Origin of the sequence: Novosphingobium gossypii (assembly GCF_050433305.1) — a bacterium.
Taxonomy (GTDB): domain Bacteria; phylum Pseudomonadota; class Alphaproteobacteria; order Sphingomonadales; family Sphingomonadaceae; genus Novosphingobium; species Novosphingobium gossypii.
Window position 1 is genome coordinate 207,563 of the sequence record NZ_JBNPXM010000003.1, and the last position, 20,756, is coordinate 228,318.

The window sequence follows — 20,756 nt, forward strand, 5'->3', positions numbered from 1 at the left end:
AGGCAGCCCAAGAGACGAGGTATTTCAGTGGCCGAAGCAAAAGGCACCGACCAGCCGATCACCCGCCACCCGCTGTTTCCGGCGATCGTCGCCCTTTGGTTCGGCGCGCTTGCCGGACTGGGCAGCGTGATCGTCAGTTCCTCCACCATCGAGGGGATCGTGCTGGCGCTGGGCATCGACAAGGTGATCCCGATGGCCGCCCCGCCGCTGGGCACCACCATGCGCATCCTGCTGGCGCTCGGTATGACCGGCGTGGGCGCAGCCGTGGGCGGCCTGATCGCCCGCCGCATCGCCCGTCCCGCCGCGCCGGTCGAGGGCGCCGCGCAGGACGTCGGTGGAGCGGAGGCCACGAACGAAGCCGCGCCGGTCGAGAGCGCACAGCCCGCCCGCCGCCGCCGCGCGCTTGCCATCGAACCCGAAGCCGCGCCTGCCGTGCGGGAAGCCGCCCCGGTGCCCGGCGACACGGACGACGCGCGCATTCTCAACGTCGCCGACTTCGACATCGACAGCTTCGACGAGGCGCCTGCCGCCGACGTCCCCTTCCGCCGCTTTGCCGAGACGAGCGCTGCTCCCGCATCTGCGGTCGACGAGGACGAGAACCTGCCTGCCTGGCTCGACACCGAATCGGCCTGGCACGAAGCCGACCCCGCTCCTGCGGTGCGCGGGGTGTTCACCACGCCTCCGGGCGCTCAGATCTTCCAGGTCGAACTGGACGCCGCCGAAAAGGCCGCTTCGGAAAAGGCCTCGGAAAATCCCGAGGCGCCCGCCGGCAGCCGCCTGTTCGAGGCCTATTCGCGCGAACTCTCCCCCCGTGACGCCGATGAGGGCGAAGACGGCGCGCATCCCGGCTTCTCGCTGCTCCCCCGCCTGCCGCAGGGCGACTGGGCCGCAGAAGAACCTGCCGTGTCCGAAGAGCCCGCCGCTGCCGACGACACCGTGTGGGACCGGCCCGTCCCGCCCTTCGCCGCTCCTGCGGCCGAACATGCCGCCTTCGAAGACGATACTGCAGAGCATCATGAAGTGCAGGCCGTCGCCACTCCGGTCGAACCGGCGCCTGTCGAGTATGCGCCGTTCGAGATTCGCAGCGCCGCCGACCGCATCGTCGACGCAGATCTTGGCACCCTGTCGCAGGTCGAACTGCTCGAACGGCTGGCCCTTGCCATGCAGCGCCGCCGCGAAGAAGCGCGCCACGCTGCCGAACAGGCCGCGCTGATTCCCGAATCGGTGGTTGCGCCCTTTGCCGCGCCGGTGATCGAGCAGGCCCCGCTGGCCGATCATGACGCCAGCCATGACGGGGCCACCCCGGGCTGGCCCGCTGCCGTGCCTGAGGCCATGCGCCCGATCGCCCTGGCCCCGATCGAATCCGAACCCCACTTCTCTGAAGATGCAGGGCACAACGATGACGAAGTGCAGGGCTACCTGCCCCCGCGCCATCTGGGCCTGTCGGGCGCCGAGGCAACGCCCTTCCCCGCCAGCCCGTTTTCGGGCGAGGCCGAGGACGAAGGGGACGACCCGGTGCTGCAGCAGGGCTATTCCTCGCTGCTCAATCTTTCGCGCAACAATGCGGTGCGCAAGCCCTTCCTGCAGTTCGGCGAGGCGGACGAAGCCGGCGACGAGATCGCCCATGCCACGCCCGCAATTGCCGAGGACGAGAACGAGGACGAACACGGCGCAGACCGGCAGCCGGCGTTCGGTCGCCCGGTCCTGCTGCCCGACCCCGTCGGCGAAGCACCGCCTGCCCTTGAGGAACGCCCGTTCGATGCTCCGCGCAACGATCCGGATGCTACCGAAAAGGCCCTGCGTGCAGCCCTGGCGACATTGCAACGCATGAGCGGGGCCGCCTGATTGCCCCGTGACCATGGCCTTGTGAACACACAAGTGCACACACAAAAACCCGCCCGGCGCAATCCGGGCGGGTTTTTTGATAATAAAATGCCGAGAATTCCGTCATTCGCGCCATGTTACTGCGCAGGCCACCGTGTTCGCCATTGCAAAATCGTGCCGCAATCGTCATGGGGACCGTGGGGTCGCTATGCCGCGTGGGGTCTTTTGCACGATTCGTGCAATTCTGCCCGCATGCCCAAGTGGCCCTTGCCGAATAGGCGTAAAAAAACACAGGATGGGTTTATATCGATGGGATTTCCTAAGCCCCAGGGCCTTTATGATGCGCGCAATGAACACGACGCCTGCGGTGTAGGCTTCGTCGCCCATATCAAGGGCCAGAAAAACCACGCAATCATTACCCAGGCTCTGGAGATTCTGAAAAACATCGACCACCGCGGCGCGGTGGGCGCGGACCCGCTTCTGGGCGATGGCGCGGGTATCCTTACCCAGCTGCCCGATCAGCTGCTGCGCAGCTGGGCTAGCGCGCAGGGTCTCGAACTGCCGCAGCCGGGCCATTACGCCGTCGCCATGTGCTTCCTGCCGCAGGACGATGCCGCGCGCGACATGATCGTCTCCATCTTCGAGAAGTTCATCGCCAAGGAAGGCCAGACCCTGATCGGCTGGCGCGACGTGCCCGTCACCACCGATGGCCTTGGCAAGACGGTTCTGGAATCGATGCCGGTCATCCGCCAGTGCATCGTCGGTCGCGGCCCGAGCTGCGCCGACCAGGACGCGTTCGAACGCAAGATCCTGGCGATCCGCAAGCAGACGCAGAACCCGCTGGCGGCGCTGGCCGAAAAGCATGAGCTGCCCGGTCTGACCGAGCTGTACATGCCCAGCTTCTCCAGCCGCACCATCGTCTACAAGGGCCTGCTGCTGGCGACCCAGGTCGGCTCGTTCTACGACGACCTGCGCAACCCGGAATTCGTGTCGGCGCTCGGCCTTGTGCACCAGCGCTTCTCGACCAACACCTTCCCCAGCTGGAAGCTGGCGCACCCGTTCCGCTTCATGGCGCACAACGGCGAGATCAACACCGTTCGCGGCAACGTGAACTGGATGAACGCACGCCGCCGCACCATGGAATCCGAGCTGCTCGGCGCCGATCTGGACAAGATGTGGCCGCTGATCCCGCACGGCCAGTCGGACACCGCGTGCCTCGACAACGCGCTGGAACTGCTGATCGCGGGCGGCTATTCGATGGTCCACGCGATGATGATGCTCGTGCCCGAGGCATGGGCCGGCAATGCGCTGATGACCCCGGAACGCCGTGCGTTCTACGAATACCACGCCGCGTTGATGGAACCGTGGGACGGCCCCGCCGCCGTCGCCTTCACCGATGGCCGCCAGATCGGCGCCACGCTGGACCGCAACGGCCTGCGCCCTGCGCGCTTCCTCGTCACCGATGACGACCTGTGCGTCATGGCGTCGGAAAGCGGCGTCCTTCCGATCAAGGAAGACAACATCGTGCGCAAGTGGCGTCTCCAGCCCGGCCGCATGCTGCTGATCGACTTCGAGGAAGGCCGCATCATCGAGGACGAGGAGATCAAGGCCAAGCTCTCCGAAGCCGAGCCTTACGAACAGTGGCTGCATCAGGCGCAGTACAAGCTGGCCGACCTCGACGTGATCGAGCCGGAACTGGCCGAGCTGCCCAAGCCCACCGGCACGCTGCTCGATCGCCAGCAGGCCTTCGGCTACACGCAGGAAGACACCACCCGCTTCCTCGAACCGATGGCCGTGAATGCCGACGATCCGCTGGGGTCGATGGGCACCGACACGCCGATCCCGGTGCTGTCGTCTAAGTCGCGCCTGCTGTACGACTACTTCAAGCAGAACTTCGCACAGGTCACCAACCCGCCGATCGACCCGATCCGCGAGGAACTGGTGATGAGCCTTGTCACCATGGTCGGCCCGCGCCCGAACCTGCTGGGTCATGACGCAGGCACGCACAAGCGTCTCGAAGTCAGCCAGCCGATCCTGACCGACCTTGGCCTTGCCAAGATCCGCTCGGTCGAAGCCGCACTGGACGGTGCGTTCCGCACCGGCACCATCGACATGACCTGGGACGCCAGCACCGGCGCCGCGGGTCTGGAAATGGCGATCAAGGAAATGTGCTGGGCCGCGACCGAAGCGGTGCTGGCGGACAAGAACATCCTGGTCCTGTCCGACCGTGCCGTCGGTCCGGACCGGATCGCCATGCCCGCGCTGCTGGCGACGGCTGCCGTCCACCACCACCTCGTCCGTCAGGGCCTGCGCATGCAGACCGGCCTTGTCGTCGAAACCGGCGAAGCGCGTGAAGTGCACCACTTCTGCGCGCTGGCCGGCTATGGCGCCGAAGCGATCAACCCGTATCTGGCGCTGGAAACGATCGAGGAAATCCGCGTTCGCAAGAACCTGCCCGTTTCGGCGGAGCAGGCAACGAAGAACTACGTCTATGCCATCGGCAAGGGCATTCGTAAGGTGATGTCCAAGATGGGCATCTCCACCTACCAGTCGTACTGCGGCGCGCAGATCTTCGACGCGGTGGGCCTGTCCACGGCCTTCGTCGACAAGTACTTCACCGGCACCGCCACCACCATCGAGGGTGCCGGCCTTGCCGAGATCGCGGAAGAGACCGTGCGCCGCCATCAGGCTGCCTACGGCGACAACCCGGTCTACAAGAACATGCTCGACGTGGGCGGCATCTATGGCGCGCGCGTCCGTGGTGAGGAACACGCCTGGACCAGCGAGAACATCGGCCTGCTCCAGCACGCCGTTCGCGGCAACGTGCCTGAAAAGTACCGCGACTTTGCCCGGACCATCAACGAGCAGTCGGAGCGCATGCTCACGATCCGTGGCCTGATGGAGTTCGTGCCGGGCCAGTCGATCCACATCGACGACGTCCAGCCCGCCAGCGAAATCGTCAAGCGCTTCGCCACCGGCGCGATGAGCTACGGCTCGATCAGCTGGGAAGCGCATACCACGCTGGCCGTGGCGATGAACCGCATCGGCGGCAAGTCGAACACCGGCGAAGGCGGCGAGGATCCCAAGCGCTTCAAGCCGCTCGACAATGGCGACACCATGCGCTCGTCGATCAAGCAGGTGGCCTCGGGCCGCTTCGGCGTCACCACCGAGTATCTCGTCAACGCCGACGACATCCAGATCAAGATGGCGCAGGGCGCAAAGCCCGGCGAAGGCGGCCAGCTGCCGGGCGACAAGGTGGACAAGACCATCGGCGCCACCCGTCACTCGACGCCGGGCGTCGGCCTGATCTCGCCGCCGCCGCACCACGACATCTACTCGATCGAAGACATTGCGCAGCTCATTCACGATCTGAAGAACGTGAACCCGACCAGCCGCGTCTCGGTCAAGCTGGTGTCCGAAGTGGGCGTGGGCACGGTGGCTGCGGGCGTCTCCAAGGCGCGCGCGGACCACATCACGATCTCGGGCTACGAAGGCGGCACCGGCGCTTCGCCGCTGACCTCGCTGACGCATGCAGGTTCGCCCTGGGAGATCGGCCTTGCCGAAACCCAGCAGACCCTGCTGCTCAACAACCTGCGCAGCCGCGTGGTGGTTCAGGCCGACGGCGGCCTGCGCACCGGTCGCGACGTGGCGGTTGCCGCGCTGCTGGGCGCGGAGGAGTTCGGCTTCGCCACCGCTCCGCTGATTGCGGCGGGCTGCATCATGATGCGCAAGTGCCACCTCAACACCTGCCCGGTGGGTGTCGCCACGCAGAACCCGGTGCTGCGCGCGCGCTTCACCGGCCAGCCAGAGCATGTGATCAACTACTTCTTCTTCGTCGCAGAGGAACTGCGCGCGATCATGGCCGAGTTGGGCTTCCGCACGCTCGACGAGATGGTCGGCCGCGTCGATCGCCTCGACATGAAGAAGGCGGTGCATCACTGGAAGGCCAAGGGCGTCGATCTTTCGAAGGTGCTCTACCAGGCCCCGCTGGGCGACAGCCCGTCGCTGGGCTGGAGCGAATCGCAGGACCATGGCCTTGAGCACGCGCTGGACAACGCGCTGATCGCAGCCGCCGGGGATGCGCTGGAAAACCGCCAGCCGGTGCGGATCGAAAAGCCCATCATCAACGTCAACCGCACGGTCGGCGCGATGCTTTCGGGCGAAGTGGCCCGTCGCTACGGCCATGACGGCCTGCCCGACAACACCATCAACGTGAAGCTCACCGGCGTCGCCGGCCAGAGCTTCGCCGCCTGGCTTGCCCACGGCGTCACGCTCGACCTGACCGGCGATGCCAACGACTACGTCGGCAAGGGCCTGTCGGGTGGCCGCGTGATCGTGCGCCAGCCCGGCCACGTCGATCGCGACCCGACGCAGAACATCATCGTCGGCAACACCGTGCTTTACGGCGCGATTTCCGGCGAGGCGTTCTTCAACGGTGTCGGCGGCGAGCGCTTCGCGGTCCGCAACTCGGGCGCGATCGCGGTCGTCGAAGGCTGCGGCGACCATGGCTGCGAATACATGACCGGCGGTGTCGTCATGGTACTGGGCAAGACCGGCCGCAACTTCGCGGCAGGCATGTCGGGCGGGCTCGCCTACGTCTACGACGAGGCGGGCGAGTTCGAGAAGCTGGTCAACCCTTCCATGGTCGATCTGGTCAAGGTGTCCGCCGAAGCCGACGAGGAAGAGGGAACGGGCCGTCCGCAGCAGCGCACCGTCTCGGTCCGCGATCTGGGGATGGGCGACATGCTTCGCCACGATGCCGATCGCATCCGCATCCTGCTCGAACGCCACCACCTGCACACCGGCTCCAAACGCGCCCGCGCGCTGCTCGACGACTGGTCGAACACGCTGGGCAAGTTCGTGAAGGTGATGCCGCGCGACTTCGCGAAGGCCCTGCGCCAGCAGGAGGCCGAACGCCTCGAAGCCGCCTCGGTCGCAGCAGAATAAGATTTAGGAACGTATCACGATGGGCAAGGAAACCGGCTTCCTCGAACTCGACCGCAAGGACCGTACGTACGGTCCGGTCGAGGATCGCCTGAAGAACTACAACGAATTCGTCGTCCCCCTCTCGCCCGAGGCGCTGAAGGCGCAGGCGTCGCGCTGCATGAACTGCGGCGTGCCGCACTGCCACACCGGCTGCCCGGTCAACAACATCATCCCGGACTGGAACCACCTGGTCTACGAGGACGACTTCCGCAATGCGCTGGAAGTCCTCCACTCGACCAACAACTTCCCCGAATTCACCGGCCGCATCTGCCCCGCCCCGTGCGAGGCCGCCTGCACGCTGAACATCATCGACGAACCCGTCACCATCAAGTCGGTGGAATGCGCGATCGTCGACCGGGGATGGCAGGAAGGCTGGATCACGCCGCAGGTACCTGCGAAGCGCACCGGCAAGTCGGTGGCCGTGGTCGGCTCCGGCCCGGCGGGCATGGCCTGCGCCCAGCAGCTGGCCCGCGCTGGCCACTCGGTGACGGTGTTCGAGAAGAATGACCGCGTCGGCGGCCTGCTGCGCTACGGCATCCCCGACTTCAAGATGGAGAAGCACCTCATCAACCGCCGTCTGGTGCAGATGATGGCGGAAGGTGTCGAGTTCAAAACCTCCACCGAAGTAGGCGTGACCGTCTCGGTGGCCTCGCTCAAGGAAAACTTCGACGCAGTGGTGTTCGCCGGCGGTGCGGAAGATCCGCGCCCGCTGGCGATCCCCGGCTTCGAGCTTCCGGGCGTGCGCTATGCAATGGAATTCCTGACCCAGCAGAACAAGCGCAACGCCGGCGACGACGAACTGCGCGCCGCACCGCGCGGCACGCTGTCGGCCACCGGCAAGCACGTCATCGTCATCGGCGGCGGCGACACCGGTTCGGACTGCGTGGGCACCTCCAACCGCCAGGGCGCCGCTTCGGTGACTCAGCTGGAGATCATGCCCAGGCCGCCGGAAAAGGAGAACAAGGCCATGTCGTGGCCGTTCTGGCCGCTCAAGCTGCGCACCTCCTCCAGCCACGAGGAAGGCGCGGACCGCGACTGGGCCGTGCTGACCAAGCGCGTCATCGGCGACAACGACGTCAAGGGCCTGGAATGCGTCCGGGTCGAGTGGGTCGGCGGCAAGATGCAGGAAATCCCCGGCAGCGAGTTCACGCTCGAAGCTGACCTCATCTTCCTGGCGATGGGCTTCGTCGGCCCGCGCAAGGCCGGGATGCTCGACCAGTCGGGCGTCGAACTGGACGCGCGCGGCAACGTGAAGGCGAACGTCTTCGAATACCGCACCAGCGATGAGCAGATCTGGTCCTGCGGCGACATGCGCCGTGGCCAGTCGCTGGTCGTCTGGGCGATCCGCGAAGGTCGCCAGTGCGCCCGGTCGGTCGACGAAGCGCTGATGGGCGTGAGCGACCTGCCGCGCTAATATCCGGCGTTATGGAATGAAAAAGGGGCGTGCCGAAAGGCGCGCCCCTTTTTTCTTGTCGTCGTCCCGGACTTGATCCGGGACCGCTGGCCGAGAACGGCTCACCGTACTGCGCGCACCTGAGAACTATCGCTAAGTTGTGCCGGATCAAGTCCGGAACGACGTGGAACTTACCAGTCGATCGTGCCGCGACCGTGCTCCGCCAGAAACGCATTTGCCTTGCTGAAATGCCCGCAGCCGAAGAACCCCTGATAGGCCGACAACGGACTGGGGTGCGGCGCGGTCAGGACCAGATGGTGGCTTTCCATCAGCCCCGGCACGCTCAGCGCCTTCTTCCTGGCATGGCTGCCCCACAGCATGAACACGCATGGCTCCGCCTTCGCGGCCACTGCCGCCACCGCCGCGTCGGTGATCGCTTCCCAGCCGCGCTTCTGGTGCGATCCGGCCTGCCCGGCCTCAACCGTCAGCGCGTTGTTCAGCAGCAGCACGCCCTGCCGCGCCCAGTGTTCGAGATTGCCGTGCCCGGGCGCAACCACGCCGCAGTCGGTGACGAGTTCCTTGTAGATGTTGACCAGTGAGGGCGGCACCTTAACCCCCCCCTGCACCGAGAACGACAGGCCATGCGCCTGCCCCGGCCCGTGATACGGATCCTGCCCCAGGATGACGACGCGCACCTGATCCAGCGGCGTCAGTTCCAGCGCCCGCAGCCGCGTGCCGCGCGGCGGATAGATCACCTTGCCTGCCGCCTCTTGCGCGTGGAGCCAGCCGCCCAGATGGCGCGCTTCGGGGGTGGACAGCGCCGGGCCGAGGGCAGCGGCCCAGCTTTCGGGAACGGTCTGCACGTCCTGTGTTGCCGTCATGCCCTGCACTCCTCGAAAATCCTGTCCGCAGACGCGCCCGCCATTGCGAAACCGCCGCCCAGTCCCTAAGCATTTTGGGATCATGGCTGTCCATCTCCACGAAGAAGATCTCCCCGAAGGCGTGCTCGCGCCGGGGCCCGTCGCCGTCGACACTGAAACCATGGGCCTGATAACCGCCCGTGACCGTCTTTGCGTCGTCCAGATTTCCGACGGCAAGGGGGACGAGCATCTCGTCCGCTTCAGGCCGGGCAGCGATTACGCCGCGCCCAACCTGCGCGCCGTGCTGGCCGATCCGGCGCGGCTCAAGCTGTACCATTTCGCGCGTTTCGACCTTGCCGCGATCGAGCATTATCTGGGCGTCACCGCCGCCCCGGTGTTCTGCACCAAGATCGCCAGCAAGATGGTCCGTACCTATACCGACCGCCATGGCCTGAAGGATCTGGTGCGCGAACTGCTGGGCAAGGAAGTGTCCAAGCAGCAGCAGTCCAGCGACTGGGGCGCCCCGGAACTGAGCGACGCGCAAAAGGACTATGCCGCGTCAGACGTGCGTTACCTGCACGCGATGCACGACATCCTCGTCACTCGTCTGGCGCGCGAAAACCGTACCGAACTCGCCCAGGCCTGTTTCGATTTCCTTCCGGCGCGCGCCCGTCTGGACCTTGCAGGCTGGCCGGACCACGACATCTTCAGCCACGCAGCAGCCTGACCCGTCCACGGGAGTTACCTGAAAGCCATGTCCGTCGAAGCCGTCCAGATCCGCAACCGCCGCCGGCACTTCGCCGCGCCCGGCGGCTCGCACGATCGGCTGGTCGCGTTCCTGGCCAAAGTGCTCCCGGCGGGGATCGGGCTGGTGGTTGCGGTGATGATCCTGGTGCCGCTGTCACCGCGTGGAGAGATCAGCTTCCTGCTCGATCGCAACAAGGTGGCGATCACGAACGAGCGCCTGCGTGCGGACAACGCCGCCTATCGCGGCAAGGACAACCGCAACCGCGACTTCACGGTCAATGCGGGCACCGCCGTCCAGAAATCCGCCACCACCCCGATCGTCGAGATGCTGGGGCTCAACGCCCTGATGAACCTCAACGATGGCCCGGCCAAGGTGGTCGCACCACGCGGGGCCTACAACTACGACACCGAACAGCTGGCGATCGACGGGCCGGTGAATTTCAATGCGCCGGACGGTTACAGGATGACCACCCGCAACGTCTCGGTCGATCTGCGCAGCAAGACGGCGGTCGGTTCCGGCGGCGTGGACGGAACGGTGCCCACCGGCACTTTCCGCGCCAACGAAATGCACGCCGACCTTGAAAACCGCACCGTCACTCTCGAAGGCAACGCCCGCCTGCGCATGACGCCGGGCAAGATCAGGATACCGCAATGACCGCCGCCCCCAAGACGTTCCGCCGTGCCGCGCTGGTCCTGCCCGTCATGGCGCTGGCTGCGCTTGCGGGTTCGCAGCAGCTGGGCGCGCAAGTGCTTTCCGGCCACAACTCCAACGCGCCGGTGGATTATGCCGCCGACCGGATCGAACTGCAGGACAAGCAGGATCGCGTGATCCTGTCCGGCAACGTCGATGTGAAGCAGGCCGACCTGCGGCTGCGCGCATCGCGCACGGTGGTGAACTTCACCAACCAGGGGTCGATGCAGATCCAGCGCATCACCGCCAGCGGCGGCGTCACCGTGGCCCGTCCCGGCGAAACCGCCAGCGGCGACGTCGGCGTATACGACTTCAACCAGCGCATCATCACGATGACCGGGAATGCCACCATCAAGCGCAGCAACGGCGACGTGCTGCGTGGTGGCCGTCTGGTGGTTGACCTCAACAGCGGCGTTTCTTCGGCTTCGGCCGGACCGGGCGGGCGCGTCTCCGGCACGTTCAGCGTGCCCAAGCAGAAGAGCGGGCAGTAACCGCTGGCCGCTGACGAAATTGCAGTCCCGATGCGGATGACAAAGAATTAACCAAAAAGGCGTTTTCCTACACGCCGGATGATGCGTATCTGGATTCGGGCTCCTCGCTTGGAAAGGATCCCGATGCCAGCCAATCCCATTCACATGCCTTCGGGCTATGCCACCGCCTTTGCGATCGGCTTTGCCGATCCCACCAGCGGTAACCTGTCCATCGTCGAATCCGGTCGCCCCCTGCCGGTGGCCACCGTTCCGCCCGCTGCCGCGGCTCCGCTGACGGGCACGGCCACTGCGACCGGCAGCTTCGGCCCGTTCACGGCGGCGCAGGGCCGACCCATCGTCATCACGCTGGCGGGCACCTGGACCGGCTCGGTCACGGTCCAGCGCTCCATCGACGGCGGCGCCACCCGGCGTCCGCTGACCGTTGGCGGCCAGCTATGGGGCAGCTTTACCGGCAACGTATGCGAACCGGTGTGGGAAGAGTTCGAGGATGGCGCGACCTTCTATCTGGCCGTCACCCTCGCCTCCGGTTCCCTGACCTATCGCCTCGCCCAGTAAGCCATCGCGGAGAAACCATCATGTCCAGTGATTTCATCGCGCGTGGCCTGGCCACGGCGCAGCGCCGCGATCTGGCGTCCACCGGCGCGGGAATGGGCGCGGCGCTCATAGGTCTGGAAGGCGGCGGCACCGTGCGCGACCATATCCAGTGGGTGACGCCCGAAGCCTTCGGCGCAATTGGCAACGGCAGCGCGGCCAATGCCGCGCGCGACACCGCTGCCCTGCAGCAGGCGGTAGCTTCGGGCCGTCCGGTCAAGCTGCGGCCTGGCGCGAACTACCAGATCAACGCCGAGATCACACCGCCGAACGGGGTGGACCTGACGATCGCGGGCCATCGCAACAGCGGGGACAAGCAGACCGTCCTGACCGCTGTCGCCGGTTTCAAGGGCTGGATGTTGCGTCCCAGGGGCGCTTACGACATCCGCGACGTCAAGCTGAATGGCAACGGTGCCGAGGGGTGCTACCTGATCGGCAGCCCGGACAACCTTTCCGTCGGCATCGCCCGCATCGAGCGCGTCTACCTTGCCAATGCCGACATCGGCATCTTCTTCGATGCCGACTGGGAACATCCCTGGGGCCTCTATTACAACCAGATCGTGGGCACCAGCTTCCGTACCGGGGGCATCAACCTGGGCGGCGTCGCCGGCACGGCATCGTCAGGCGAAAGCGCCTGGACGATGGACAATATTAATATCAACGGCAGCCCCACCGGCATCGGCATATCAGCGAGCGAAGTTGCGGTAGCGACCAACACGCCAGACGCCACGCATGACACGATCACCTGGAACAACGCTTCGTCCCCGCTTTACGGCTGGTGCGTGATGCGGTCCTTAGACGGCAGCACCGGCTGGCACGTGCCGCCCAACTGGAGCAGCACCGGTCTCAACGCCGCGACGTTCACGGCGCAGAAGGCGGCTGGAGAGACATGGCAATACGCCGTCGTAAGGATGACGCGCGGCGTGTCGATCCGGCGGGCCAAGGCGATCTGGGCGGGTGTGATCCAGGCCGAGTACTTCGGCATCGGCGTCTATTTCAGCGACGTTCCCGCGGTCGACATACGGCAGATCTATGCCGAAACCCGTGACCGCACTCCGCCCCTGCCGCAGCTTTGCGGGATCGCCGCGTTCAACTCCCACGTCTCGGTGGGCGGAGGCTGGGTGGAGCAGTACGGCTATGCTCTGCTGTCGCTCAACAACAGCCGGATGAACGTCACCGGGCCGTTGCGCGCGAACAACTGCAGGTGGGGCAAGGGCGCGCTCGGAGGGTCGACAGCCCAGTCCCTGCGCCACTTTGGCGACCTCAACGCCACCGGCACCACGTTGAACCGCATCGCGCAGCTGACCGGCAGCGCTTACGAATACATCGCCGCCGGGGCAGAGCAGGATGCGAACGGCGGCATGACGATCTATGCCGACGGGGTCGCCGGATCGTCGCTTTCGGTCAGGCGCCGGGGCGTGGACAAGGGTCGCCTCTACGTCAACGCCGCGTCGGAGGGGCAGCTGGATTGCGAACGGCTCAAGCAGACGCAGCCCAGCAAGACCGCGCTGGTGCCGCTGGCCAATCGAACGCAGGGAACGGCCCTGACCCCCGGGACGGCCACTGGCTTCCTGACGATCTCGGGCCTGCCCATCAATTCGGCGGCGGCGATGTCGTTCCTGGTGCAGATCGTCGGCAGGGACCCGACCTCCACGGTCCGCCAGTCGTCCACCTGCCGCGTGGACGTGGTGCTGACCGACAGCGGCAGCAGTGGCGTCACCGCCGCCCTCAGTGCATCTCCAGCGGCAGGCGCGGTACAGTCGGGAACGCTGGGCGATCCGGCCTTCACCGTTGCCGTTGCGGGCGGCATCGCCACGCTGAGCTGCAACGTGGCATCCAGCATGGCCAGTCTGGCACTTTACGCCACTCCGATTGCCGGAGCCACCGAGGCGCAGTCGCTTACGATCACGCAGTTGTAAGGCGCGCGGGCGCCCCGCGCGATCTCAGAAGGCCCGGTCGTGGACCAGCACCCGCATGGTCAGGAAAATGATCTGAAGATCGCGCATGATCGTCCACCCCTCCAGGTATTCCAGGTCTGCCTGGAGGCGGTTGACGAGGTCGGATTCGCGGTCGGTCGCACCGCGAAAGCCGCGCACCTGCGCCAGGCCCGAAAGACCGGGCTTGAGCGAGTGGCGTTGCCAGTAACGCAGGTCGACTTCCCAGAACAGCTTGTCGCCCGCCAGCGAGCCGGTCGCATGAGGACGCGGGCCGACAAGGCTCATGTCGCCCAGCAGCACGTTGAACAGCTGCGGCAGTTCGTCGATGCTGGTGCGGCGGATGAAGCGGCCCACGCGAGTGATCCGCTGGTCGTCCTTCGATGCCGAGACATTGCCGTTCGTGTCGCACAGGGCCTGCGTCATCGACCGGAACTTGTACATGTTGAAGAAGCGGTTGCCCCGGCCCATGCGGCGCTGGGTGAAGAACACCGGGCCACCGTCCTGCAGCTTCACCATCAGCGCCACCACGATCAGCAGCGGAGACAGCGCCAGGATCGCGCCGCCGGCAAAGGCCACGTCGAACAGCCGCTTGACCGCGCGGTCGCGCAGGCCCAGCGGCCCGGCGGACACCAGCAGCAGGCCATGCTTACCCACCACCCGCGCGCCCTGCGCACCCAGTCGGGCCACTTCGTCGTCCAGCACTTCGCCGTCGACGTTGGCGCCCTTGAGCATCATGGCCCATTCCGCCCGGCGACCTGCAGGGCAGCTGACCACCACCCGGTCGATGTTGCGCAGCACCAGGCCGATGCGGTCCAGCGCGTTGGGATCGTTGAGGTTCGGGCGCAGGCCCATGGCCGCCGCCGAGATGCGGATCGCCCCGCGCAGTTGCACCTGCGGCCCGCCGTCGTCGATGACCAGTTCGTTGATGATGTTCTCGCCGCAGCGCCAGCGCACGAAGCTGCGCAGTTGCAGGCGCATCCAGGTGATGACCATCATCGCCGCGATGGCGCCGCCGTTGAATCCCGCGCGCGAGACATCCGATTCCGGTCGGATCAGGAACTGCACGAAGACCACCACCACCACGGCCATGGCGATCGCCACCAGCCCGCGGAAGATGCCCTTCCAGCCGTCCTGCAGCGATGCGGTGGAATAAGCGCCGTTGTAGAGCGCCAAGGTGAGATAGATCGGCAGGATGATCTGCGAATGGACCAGCCCTTCGCCAATCCCTTCGCTGCCGGCCAGCATGAAGCCGACCGCTGCGAACCCGATGAAGATGGAAACGATGTCGCCCAGAACCAGCGCGAGATAACACTGCAACCGGCGTCGTTCGAGCGAAGGGGCGACCAGAAGGTCATCCGCGATCGTCCGCTCCTTGGCGAGCGCACGCGCGGCGAAAGGCGCATTCATGCGTGCAGCACTCCAGGTTGCAGACTCACGCTGAACGCCTCCCTCACAAAAACCTCAGCGCGCGCGGCAAGACTGCCTTGCTGCGGCGCATTACGTATATCCTCGTATTGAAAGGGGTGGCAATTCGGAAAAGCGGTTTCGGTCAGGACGTGGTATTTGTCAGTCGTCTTGAATTAGGACGCGCAGAACGCCCAATTGCAAGCAAACCATTGGCGAGTAACAGTTCCGAGTCCTGACTGTTCGCCAGCAATATCTGATGCAGGTCAATCAGCCGGGCGACCAGTCGCTCAAGCCGTGGGCCGCGCCACAGCTGAAGCTGGACCGTCAGTGCAGGCTGGTCCTTCCAGAAGATGCGCCGCGCGCCTGCTTCTGCCTTGAGGAAGCCCGCCACATCGCCGCTGCGGCCCATCCGCGCGTTGAGCCCGGCCAGTTGCGCCGCCCGCCGCTCCAGCGCCAGCAGCAAGCCGACCGGGTTCATCGCCTGATCGCGCATCCGCTTGAGTTCAGGGCCGATCGCATCGCGCCGCCCGCCCAGTACGGCGTCGACGAGGGCGGAGAAATCGTCGTCTTCCGTCGCGGCGCCGATGGCATCGAGGTCGGCGGTTGAGACGGGACGCGGCGTTTCGGGTGACGCGTCGAGGTAGAGCGCCAGCTTCGTCACTTCCGACCGTGCCAGCCGCGTGTCCAGCCCGGCACCGCGCGCGATCCGTTCGGCGATCTCGCTGCCCAGCTTGAGGCCCGCGGCGTTCGCCATGGTTCGCACCGAGGCCGTCACCGATGCAAGGTCGGGGGGATAGAACATCGCCACCAGCCCGTCGGCGCGCGCGGCCAGCAGCTTGGCGGTGCGCGACTTGTCAGTGGCGCCGGTGGCGACGATCAGCACCGGGCAGCCGGGCACGTCGTTCTCGATCAGGGTCTGGACGGCGTCATGCGCCTCGTCGCCCTGCGCGCGCACCCAGATGTGCCGAGGACCGCCGAACAGCGAGGTGGAGCGGGCTTCGTCCCCTAGCCGCACCGGATCGCGGCGCAGGTCCGATCCGGCCATCTCGATCCGTTCGCCGGGGTCTTCCAGCAGGGAGACGATGCGGGCGGCAGCATCGGAAGCGCCCGATTCGTCGGGACCGCAGAAGAAGAACACGCGGGCGTCGCGAGCGGCCCGCTGGGCAAGGCCGGCGAACTCCTTCTGAGTGGCCTTCACGATCCCTTACTGAGTCGTTTCGCCGCGCAAGCGCAGCGAGATATTGGTGACGATGCGCGCGGCAATGTCCTTCGACATGTTTTCCAGCGCGGTCTGTTCAGCGGCGATGGTGGCATAGTCCGACGAGACGACGTCGATGCCCGCGTCCGAACCGGCGGTCTGGTCCAGCACCACGGCACCGCTTCCCACGTCCACCAGCTGATAGCGCGCGCGCAGGGTGCGGCGTTCACGGCCCACGGTATCGTCCGAGAGCAGCGCGAAGCTTTCCAGCTTGTCATCCAGCCGCACGTCGAGGCGATAGCGAGGGGCAACGCCTTTCGCGCCCGAGACGCCCAGCTGGTCCACCAGCGCATTGCGCACCAGCCACCCGGCCCGGCCCTCGATCGAGGAAACCTGCACGGCGGCAAGCCCCTGCGCGACGGCGGCATTGCCGCCGCCGGCGTACATCGGCTGCAACCCGCATCCGGCTAGCAGCATGGCGGCGGCAAGGGCGACGAAGACCTTCACGCGACGAGATTTACCAGCCGGTCGGGCACGACGATCACCTTGCGAATTTCAGCACCATCCAGCGCACGCTGCACCTTCTCGCTGGCAAGGGCAAGCGCTTCAAGCTCTTCCTTCGCCGTACCCTTAGGCACGGTCAGGGTATCGCGCAGCTTGCCCTTGACCTGCACCGCCACGGTGACTTCATCGTCCACCAGCAGCGCCGGGTCCACTTCCGGCCACGCGGCGTCCGCGATCAGGCCCTCTCCGATGGTGGCCCATGCCTCTTCGGCAAGGTGCGGCATCATCGGCGCGACCAGCAGCAGCAGCGTGCGGATCGCGGCGGAACGGCTGGCCGAAGGCGCCGCCTTGTCGATCGCGCCGGTCAGTTCGTAGATGCGGGCCACGGTCTTGTTGAAGCCCAGCGATTCGATGTCGCGCGCGGCGGCATCGACGGTCTGGTGCACCTTGCGATCCAGCGCCTTGTCCTCGCCGGTGGCCGCCGCGTCGTACTGCGCGAACAGACGCCACAGGCGCTGGACGAAGCGGCCGCAGCCCTCGATCCCGGCTTCGGACCACGGCAGGTCGCGCTCGGGCGGGCTGTCGGACAGCATGAACCAGCGGATAGCGTCGGCGCCGTACGTCGCGACGATCTCATCCGGATCGACGACGTTCTTCTTCGACTTCGACATCTTGATGACGCGGCCGACCTCGATCGGACCGCCATCGGCCTTGAGCGTCGCGCCTTCGGACGTCCGCTCCACCTCGCCGGGGGCGAAGTAGACTGGCTGGCCGTTGGCCTCGTTCACGCGGCTGTAGGTTTCGTGCGTGACCATGCCCTGCGTGAACAGGCTGCCGAACGGTTCCTTCACCTCGATCTTGCCGATGCGGGCCAGCGCGCGGGTCCAGAAACGGGCGTAGAGCAGGTGCAGGATCGCATGCTCGATGCCGCCGATGTACTGTTCCACCGGCAGCCACTCGGCAATCTTTGCCGGGTCGAACGGGCGGTCGTCGGGCTGGCTGGCGAAGCGCAGGAAGTACCACGAGGAATCGACGAAGGTGTCGAGCGTGTCCGTCTCGCGCCGGGCAGGCTTGCCGCACTGCGGGCAGTCGACATGCTTCCAGGTGGGGTGCCGCACCAGCGGGTTGCCCGGCGTCTGGAAATCAACGTCCTCGGGCAGCACCACGGGCAGCTGCTTCTTGGGCACCGGCACCACGCCGCACACTTCGCAGTGGATGAACGGGATCGGCGTGCCCCAGTAGCGCTGGCGCGAAACGCCCCAGTCGCGCAGGCGCCACACGGTCTTGCCTTCACCCCACCCTTCGCCTTGCGCGCGGGAGATGACGGCAGCCTTGGCGTCGGCGACGCTCAGGCCGTTCAGGAAGTCGGAGTTCACCAGAACGCCGTCGCCAGCCTCCGCCTCTCCGGCGAAAGGCTTGTCGGCCTCGTCCGCGCCGGCGGCGACGACGCGCACGATCGGGAGCGCGTACTTGGTGGCGAATTCGAAATCGCGCTGGTCGTGGCCCGGAACGGCCATGACCGCGCCGGTGCCGTAATCCATCAGCACGAAGTTGGCGATGAACACCGGCAGCTCGGCGCCCGAGAACGGGTGCCTTGCCGTGATGCCGGTATCGAAGCCCAGCTTCTCCGCCGTCTCAAGCTCTGCGGCGGTGGTGCCGCCCTGCTTGCACAGCGCAATGAAGTCCTGAACGTCCTGCCGCCCCTCGGCCACGCCCTGCGCGATCGGGTGATCGGCAGCGACGGCGACGAAGCTGGCGCCGAAGATCGTGTCCGGGCGGGTGGAGTAGACCTCAACCTTGCCGCCAGTCGACAGGTCGAAGCTGAACTGCAACCCCTGCGACTTGCCGATCCAGTTCTCCTGCATCGTGCGGACCTTTTCGGGCCACTTGTCGAGCGTGGAGAGACCGTCGAGCAGTTCGTCGGCGAAGTCGGTGATCTTGAGGAACCACTGGGAGAGCTTGCGCTTCTCCACCAGCGCGCCCGAGCGCCAGCCGCGCCCGTCGATCACCTGTTCGTTCGCCAGCACCGTCTGGTCGACCGGATCCCAGTTGACCGCCGATTCCTTGCGGTAGACCAAGCCGTGCTCGTACAGGTCGAGGAACAGCGACTGTTCCTGACCGTAGTATTCCGGCTCGCACGTGGCGATTTCGCGGCTCCAGTCGAGCGCGAAGCCCAGGCGCTTCAACTGCGCCTTCATGTTGGCGATGTTCTCGCGCGTCCAGCCGCCGGGGTGGACGCCCTTTTCCATCGCCGCGTTCTCGGCGGGCATGCCGAACGCGTCCCAGCCCATCGGGTGCAGGACTTCGAAGCCCTTCATCCGCTTGTAGCGGGCCAGCACGTCACCCATCGTGTAGTTGCGCACGTGACCGATGTGGATGCGGCCCGAGGGGTAGGGGAACATCTCCAGCACGTAGCTGCGAGGCTTGGCGGAAGTGTCGTCGGCGCGGAAGCTCTGCGCTTCGTCCCACGCAGCCTGCCAGCGCGTGTCCGCTTGTGCGGGATCGAACCGCTCGGTCATTTTTGTCTAAACTCCTGCGGGATTGCCCGCGTGAATGAACGGGCGGCGCGTCAGGCGGCCGCCCGGTGAATCTTAGCCGCCGATCGAATCGCGACGCAGGTCGCGCGCGCGGGTGAGGATGATGTCCTCAAGCTTCTGCACGGTGGCGGCCTGGACCGGTGCGGCAACCCAGCCGCCGCCCTGCTGCACTTCGCGCACGGCGGTGACGCGCAGGGCGTCGGCGCGCAGGTCCTGGTCGAGGATCGCGATCGACACCTTCACCCGCTCGGTCGGAGTCTTGGGGTTCACGTACCAGTCGGTGATGATGACGCCGCCAGCGCTGTCCGACTGGAGCAGCGGCATGAACGAGACCGAATCGAGGCTGGCGCGCCACAGGTAGCTGTTCACGCCGATGGTGGTGACCTGCGAAGGGGCAAGCTTGGCCTGCTCCTTCTTCCTGCCGCCGCCGCATCCGGCCAGGGCGAGCGCCGCTGCGGCACAGATGCCCGCAGTCGTCAGCGTGCGCACGGTGAAGAGGCCGTTGTCGGTGCTGCCTGTCATGTTCGTTCCCAAATCCGGTGTCAGAAGCTCCAGGTGCGACCCATGCCGAACCTGTCGTCAAAACGCCTCTATACCCGCCGTTTGCGCAGCGGCAAGAGCGCCATTTGCCGAAGCATCGCCCAAGCACGGCCTTGCTGAGCCTGCCGTGAACGCGGGACGATGCTTTCCCACCGGCTCAGCGCATGTTAATCGTGCCCGTCGCAAAACGAAATCCACGCGCAAGACGGACAAGGTCCATTGGAAATGCACAGTGACACCGGCTTGCCCGAACGGGAGGCCGCCGCGAAGGGAAGCATGACGAGCAGCCTGCTGCTTGGCTGCTGCGTGGCCCTGCTGGCACTGCCAAGCGCCGTCCTTGCCTTTTCAGCCGACTATCGTGGCAGGTCCGAAGGTTCGGATGCCGACCGGATCGACGCGCTCACTCCGGAGGCGACGCAGGAAAGCCTTGCCCGCGCCATTTCTCTGCGCTCGCTGACCAAGGGGCAACTCTTCCCGTTCACGCCTGCCGGAACCCCCAGCCAGGGGGATCGCGCCGTTACCGTCGCCGTGCGCGCCGATCCCGAAGCAGCGCAGGCGATCATCGTGCGCGGGCGCGTCCCGCTGGCACAGGCGAACCAGGATCCGGGCCAGCTGCGCATCGCGCCCACCGCCTTCAACCTGGGCGTGTCGCGCGGATACCAGAACTTCTCGCAGAACCTTGTTCCGCAGGCACCCGCCAGACCCATGGCCGAACTGCCCGACCTGAAGCGATTCAGCCTTTCACCGGGCGCGTCAAAACGGGAAGAGTCCCGCTTCACCCCCCGCATCTCGCTGGACGAGAAGAAGCCGTCGGGACGGGCCCCGCGCACGTTCGCGGTCGATGGCAGCGAGGTGGACCTTGGCGGCGCCTACCGCGTCACCGACCACATCGATGTCACTGCGGGCGTGCGCTACTCGCAGGATCGCGAACGGCTGGTGCCGCTGACCGACGGCAAGCAGGACAGCCAGGCGGTCTACGTAGGCACGCAGTTCAAGTTCTGAAACGAGCAATCATGGTTGCGAAATCCGCAACAAAAAATCACGCGTTTT

General features: G+C 66.2%; 15 protein-coding genes. 9 read left to right on the plus strand and 6 right to left on the minus strand.

From position 1 onward, the window contains the following. Nucleotides 1-27 precede the first annotated feature (27 nt). The 3 genes from GGR40_RS08510 to GGR40_RS08520 all read left to right on the plus strand — a co-directional run bounded on the left by GGR40_RS08510 (nt 28) and on the right by GGR40_RS08520 (nt 8,224). Complete coding sequence (locus GGR40_RS08510) at nt 28-1,845, plus strand: hypothetical protein (protein WP_429275795.1); 1,818 nt, start codon at nt 28-30, stop codon at nt 1,843-1,845. Between the two features lie 288 nt (nt 1,846-2,133). Continuing rightward, a complete protein-coding gene (gltB, locus tag GGR40_RS08515) occupies nt 2,134-6,771 on the plus strand; it encodes a glutamate synthase large subunit (protein WP_429275796.1) in 4,638 nt (1,545 codons plus the stop codon). A gap of 19 nt (nt 6,772-6,790) precedes the next feature. Next, nucleotides 6,791-8,224, plus strand: coding sequence for a glutamate synthase subunit beta (locus tag GGR40_RS08520; RefSeq protein WP_429275797.1), 1,434 nt, complete (start codon nt 6,791-6,793; stop codon nt 8,222-8,224). 170 nt (nt 8,225-8,394) lie between these two features. On the opposite strand, the gene ung is transcribed toward GGR40_RS08520, so the two are convergent. Further along, nucleotides 8,395-9,084 (minus strand): uracil-DNA glycosylase, encoded by a 690-nt coding sequence (gene ung / locus GGR40_RS08525; RefSeq protein WP_429275798.1) that lies wholly within the window; start codon nt 9,082-9,084, stop codon nt 8,395-8,397. A gap of 82 nt (nt 9,085-9,166) precedes the next feature. On the opposite strand from ung, the gene GGR40_RS08530 reads away from it, so the two are divergent. The 5 genes from GGR40_RS08530 to GGR40_RS08550 all read left to right on the plus strand — a co-directional run bounded on the left by GGR40_RS08530 (nt 9,167) and on the right by GGR40_RS08550 (nt 13,502). Further along, complete coding sequence (locus tag GGR40_RS08530; protein WP_429275799.1) at nt 9,167-9,790, plus strand: ribonuclease D; 624 nt, start codon at nt 9,167-9,169, stop codon at nt 9,788-9,790. 27 nt (nt 9,791-9,817) lie between these two features. Beyond that, a complete protein-coding gene (gene lptC / locus GGR40_RS08535) occupies nt 9,818-10,465 on the plus strand; it encodes an LPS export ABC transporter periplasmic protein LptC (RefSeq protein ID WP_429275800.1) in 648 nt (215 codons plus the stop codon). Further along, nucleotides 10,462-10,992 (plus strand): LptA/OstA family protein, encoded by a 531-nt coding sequence (locus GGR40_RS08540; RefSeq protein ID WP_429275801.1) that lies wholly within the window; start codon nt 10,462-10,464, stop codon nt 10,990-10,992. The genes lptC and GGR40_RS08540 overlap by 4 nt, the downstream gene beginning before the upstream one ends. A gap of 123 nt (nt 10,993-11,115) precedes the next feature. Beyond that, entirely contained in the window at nt 11,116-11,547 is a 432-nt protein-coding gene (locus GGR40_RS08545) for a hypothetical protein (RefSeq protein WP_429275802.1), read from the plus strand. Between the two features lie 20 nt (nt 11,548-11,567). Continuing rightward, complete coding sequence (locus GGR40_RS08550; RefSeq protein ID WP_429275803.1) at nt 11,568-13,502, plus strand: hypothetical protein; 1,935 nt, start codon at nt 11,568-11,570, stop codon at nt 13,500-13,502. Nucleotides 13,503-13,526: 24 nt separating this feature from the next. Here the strand turns inward: GGR40_RS08550 and GGR40_RS08555 are convergent, their stop codons facing one another. The 5 genes from GGR40_RS08555 to GGR40_RS08575 all read right to left on the minus strand — a co-directional run bounded on the left by GGR40_RS08555 (nt 13,527) and on the right by GGR40_RS08575 (nt 19,688). After that, the gene (locus GGR40_RS08555; RefSeq protein WP_429275804.1) at nt 13,527-14,927 is read right to left on the minus strand and encodes a sugar transferase; all 1,401 of its coding nucleotides are present in this window, start codon (nt 14,925-14,927) and stop codon (nt 13,527-13,529) included. A gap of 142 nt (nt 14,928-15,069) precedes the next feature. Then, on the minus strand, nt 15,070-16,125 hold the full coding sequence (gene holA, locus GGR40_RS08560) for a DNA polymerase III subunit delta (protein ID WP_429275805.1): 1,056 nt from the start codon (nt 16,123-16,125) through the stop codon (nt 15,070-15,072). Nucleotides 16,126-16,131: 6 nt separating this feature from the next. After that, on the minus strand, nt 16,132-16,632 hold the full coding sequence (gene lptE / locus GGR40_RS08565) for an LPS assembly lipoprotein LptE (protein ID WP_429275806.1): 501 nt from the start codon (nt 16,630-16,632) through the stop codon (nt 16,132-16,134). Beyond that, complete coding sequence (leuS, locus tag GGR40_RS08570) at nt 16,629-19,148, minus strand: leucine--tRNA ligase (RefSeq protein WP_429275807.1); 2,520 nt, start codon at nt 19,146-19,148, stop codon at nt 16,629-16,631. The genes lptE and leuS overlap by 4 nt, the downstream gene beginning before the upstream one ends. A 72-nt stretch (nt 19,149-19,220) precedes the next feature. Next, nucleotides 19,221-19,688, minus strand: a complete 468-nt coding sequence (locus GGR40_RS08575) for a DUF3576 domain-containing protein (protein ID WP_429275808.1) — start codon at nt 19,686-19,688, stop codon at nt 19,221-19,223. 243 nt (nt 19,689-19,931) lie between these two features. Between GGR40_RS08575 and GGR40_RS08580 the strand changes: the two genes are divergently transcribed. Beyond that, complete coding sequence (locus tag GGR40_RS08580; RefSeq protein ID WP_429275809.1) at nt 19,932-20,708, plus strand: hypothetical protein; 777 nt, start codon at nt 19,932-19,934, stop codon at nt 20,706-20,708. The last annotated feature ends 48 nt before the right edge of the window (nt 20,709-20,756 follow it).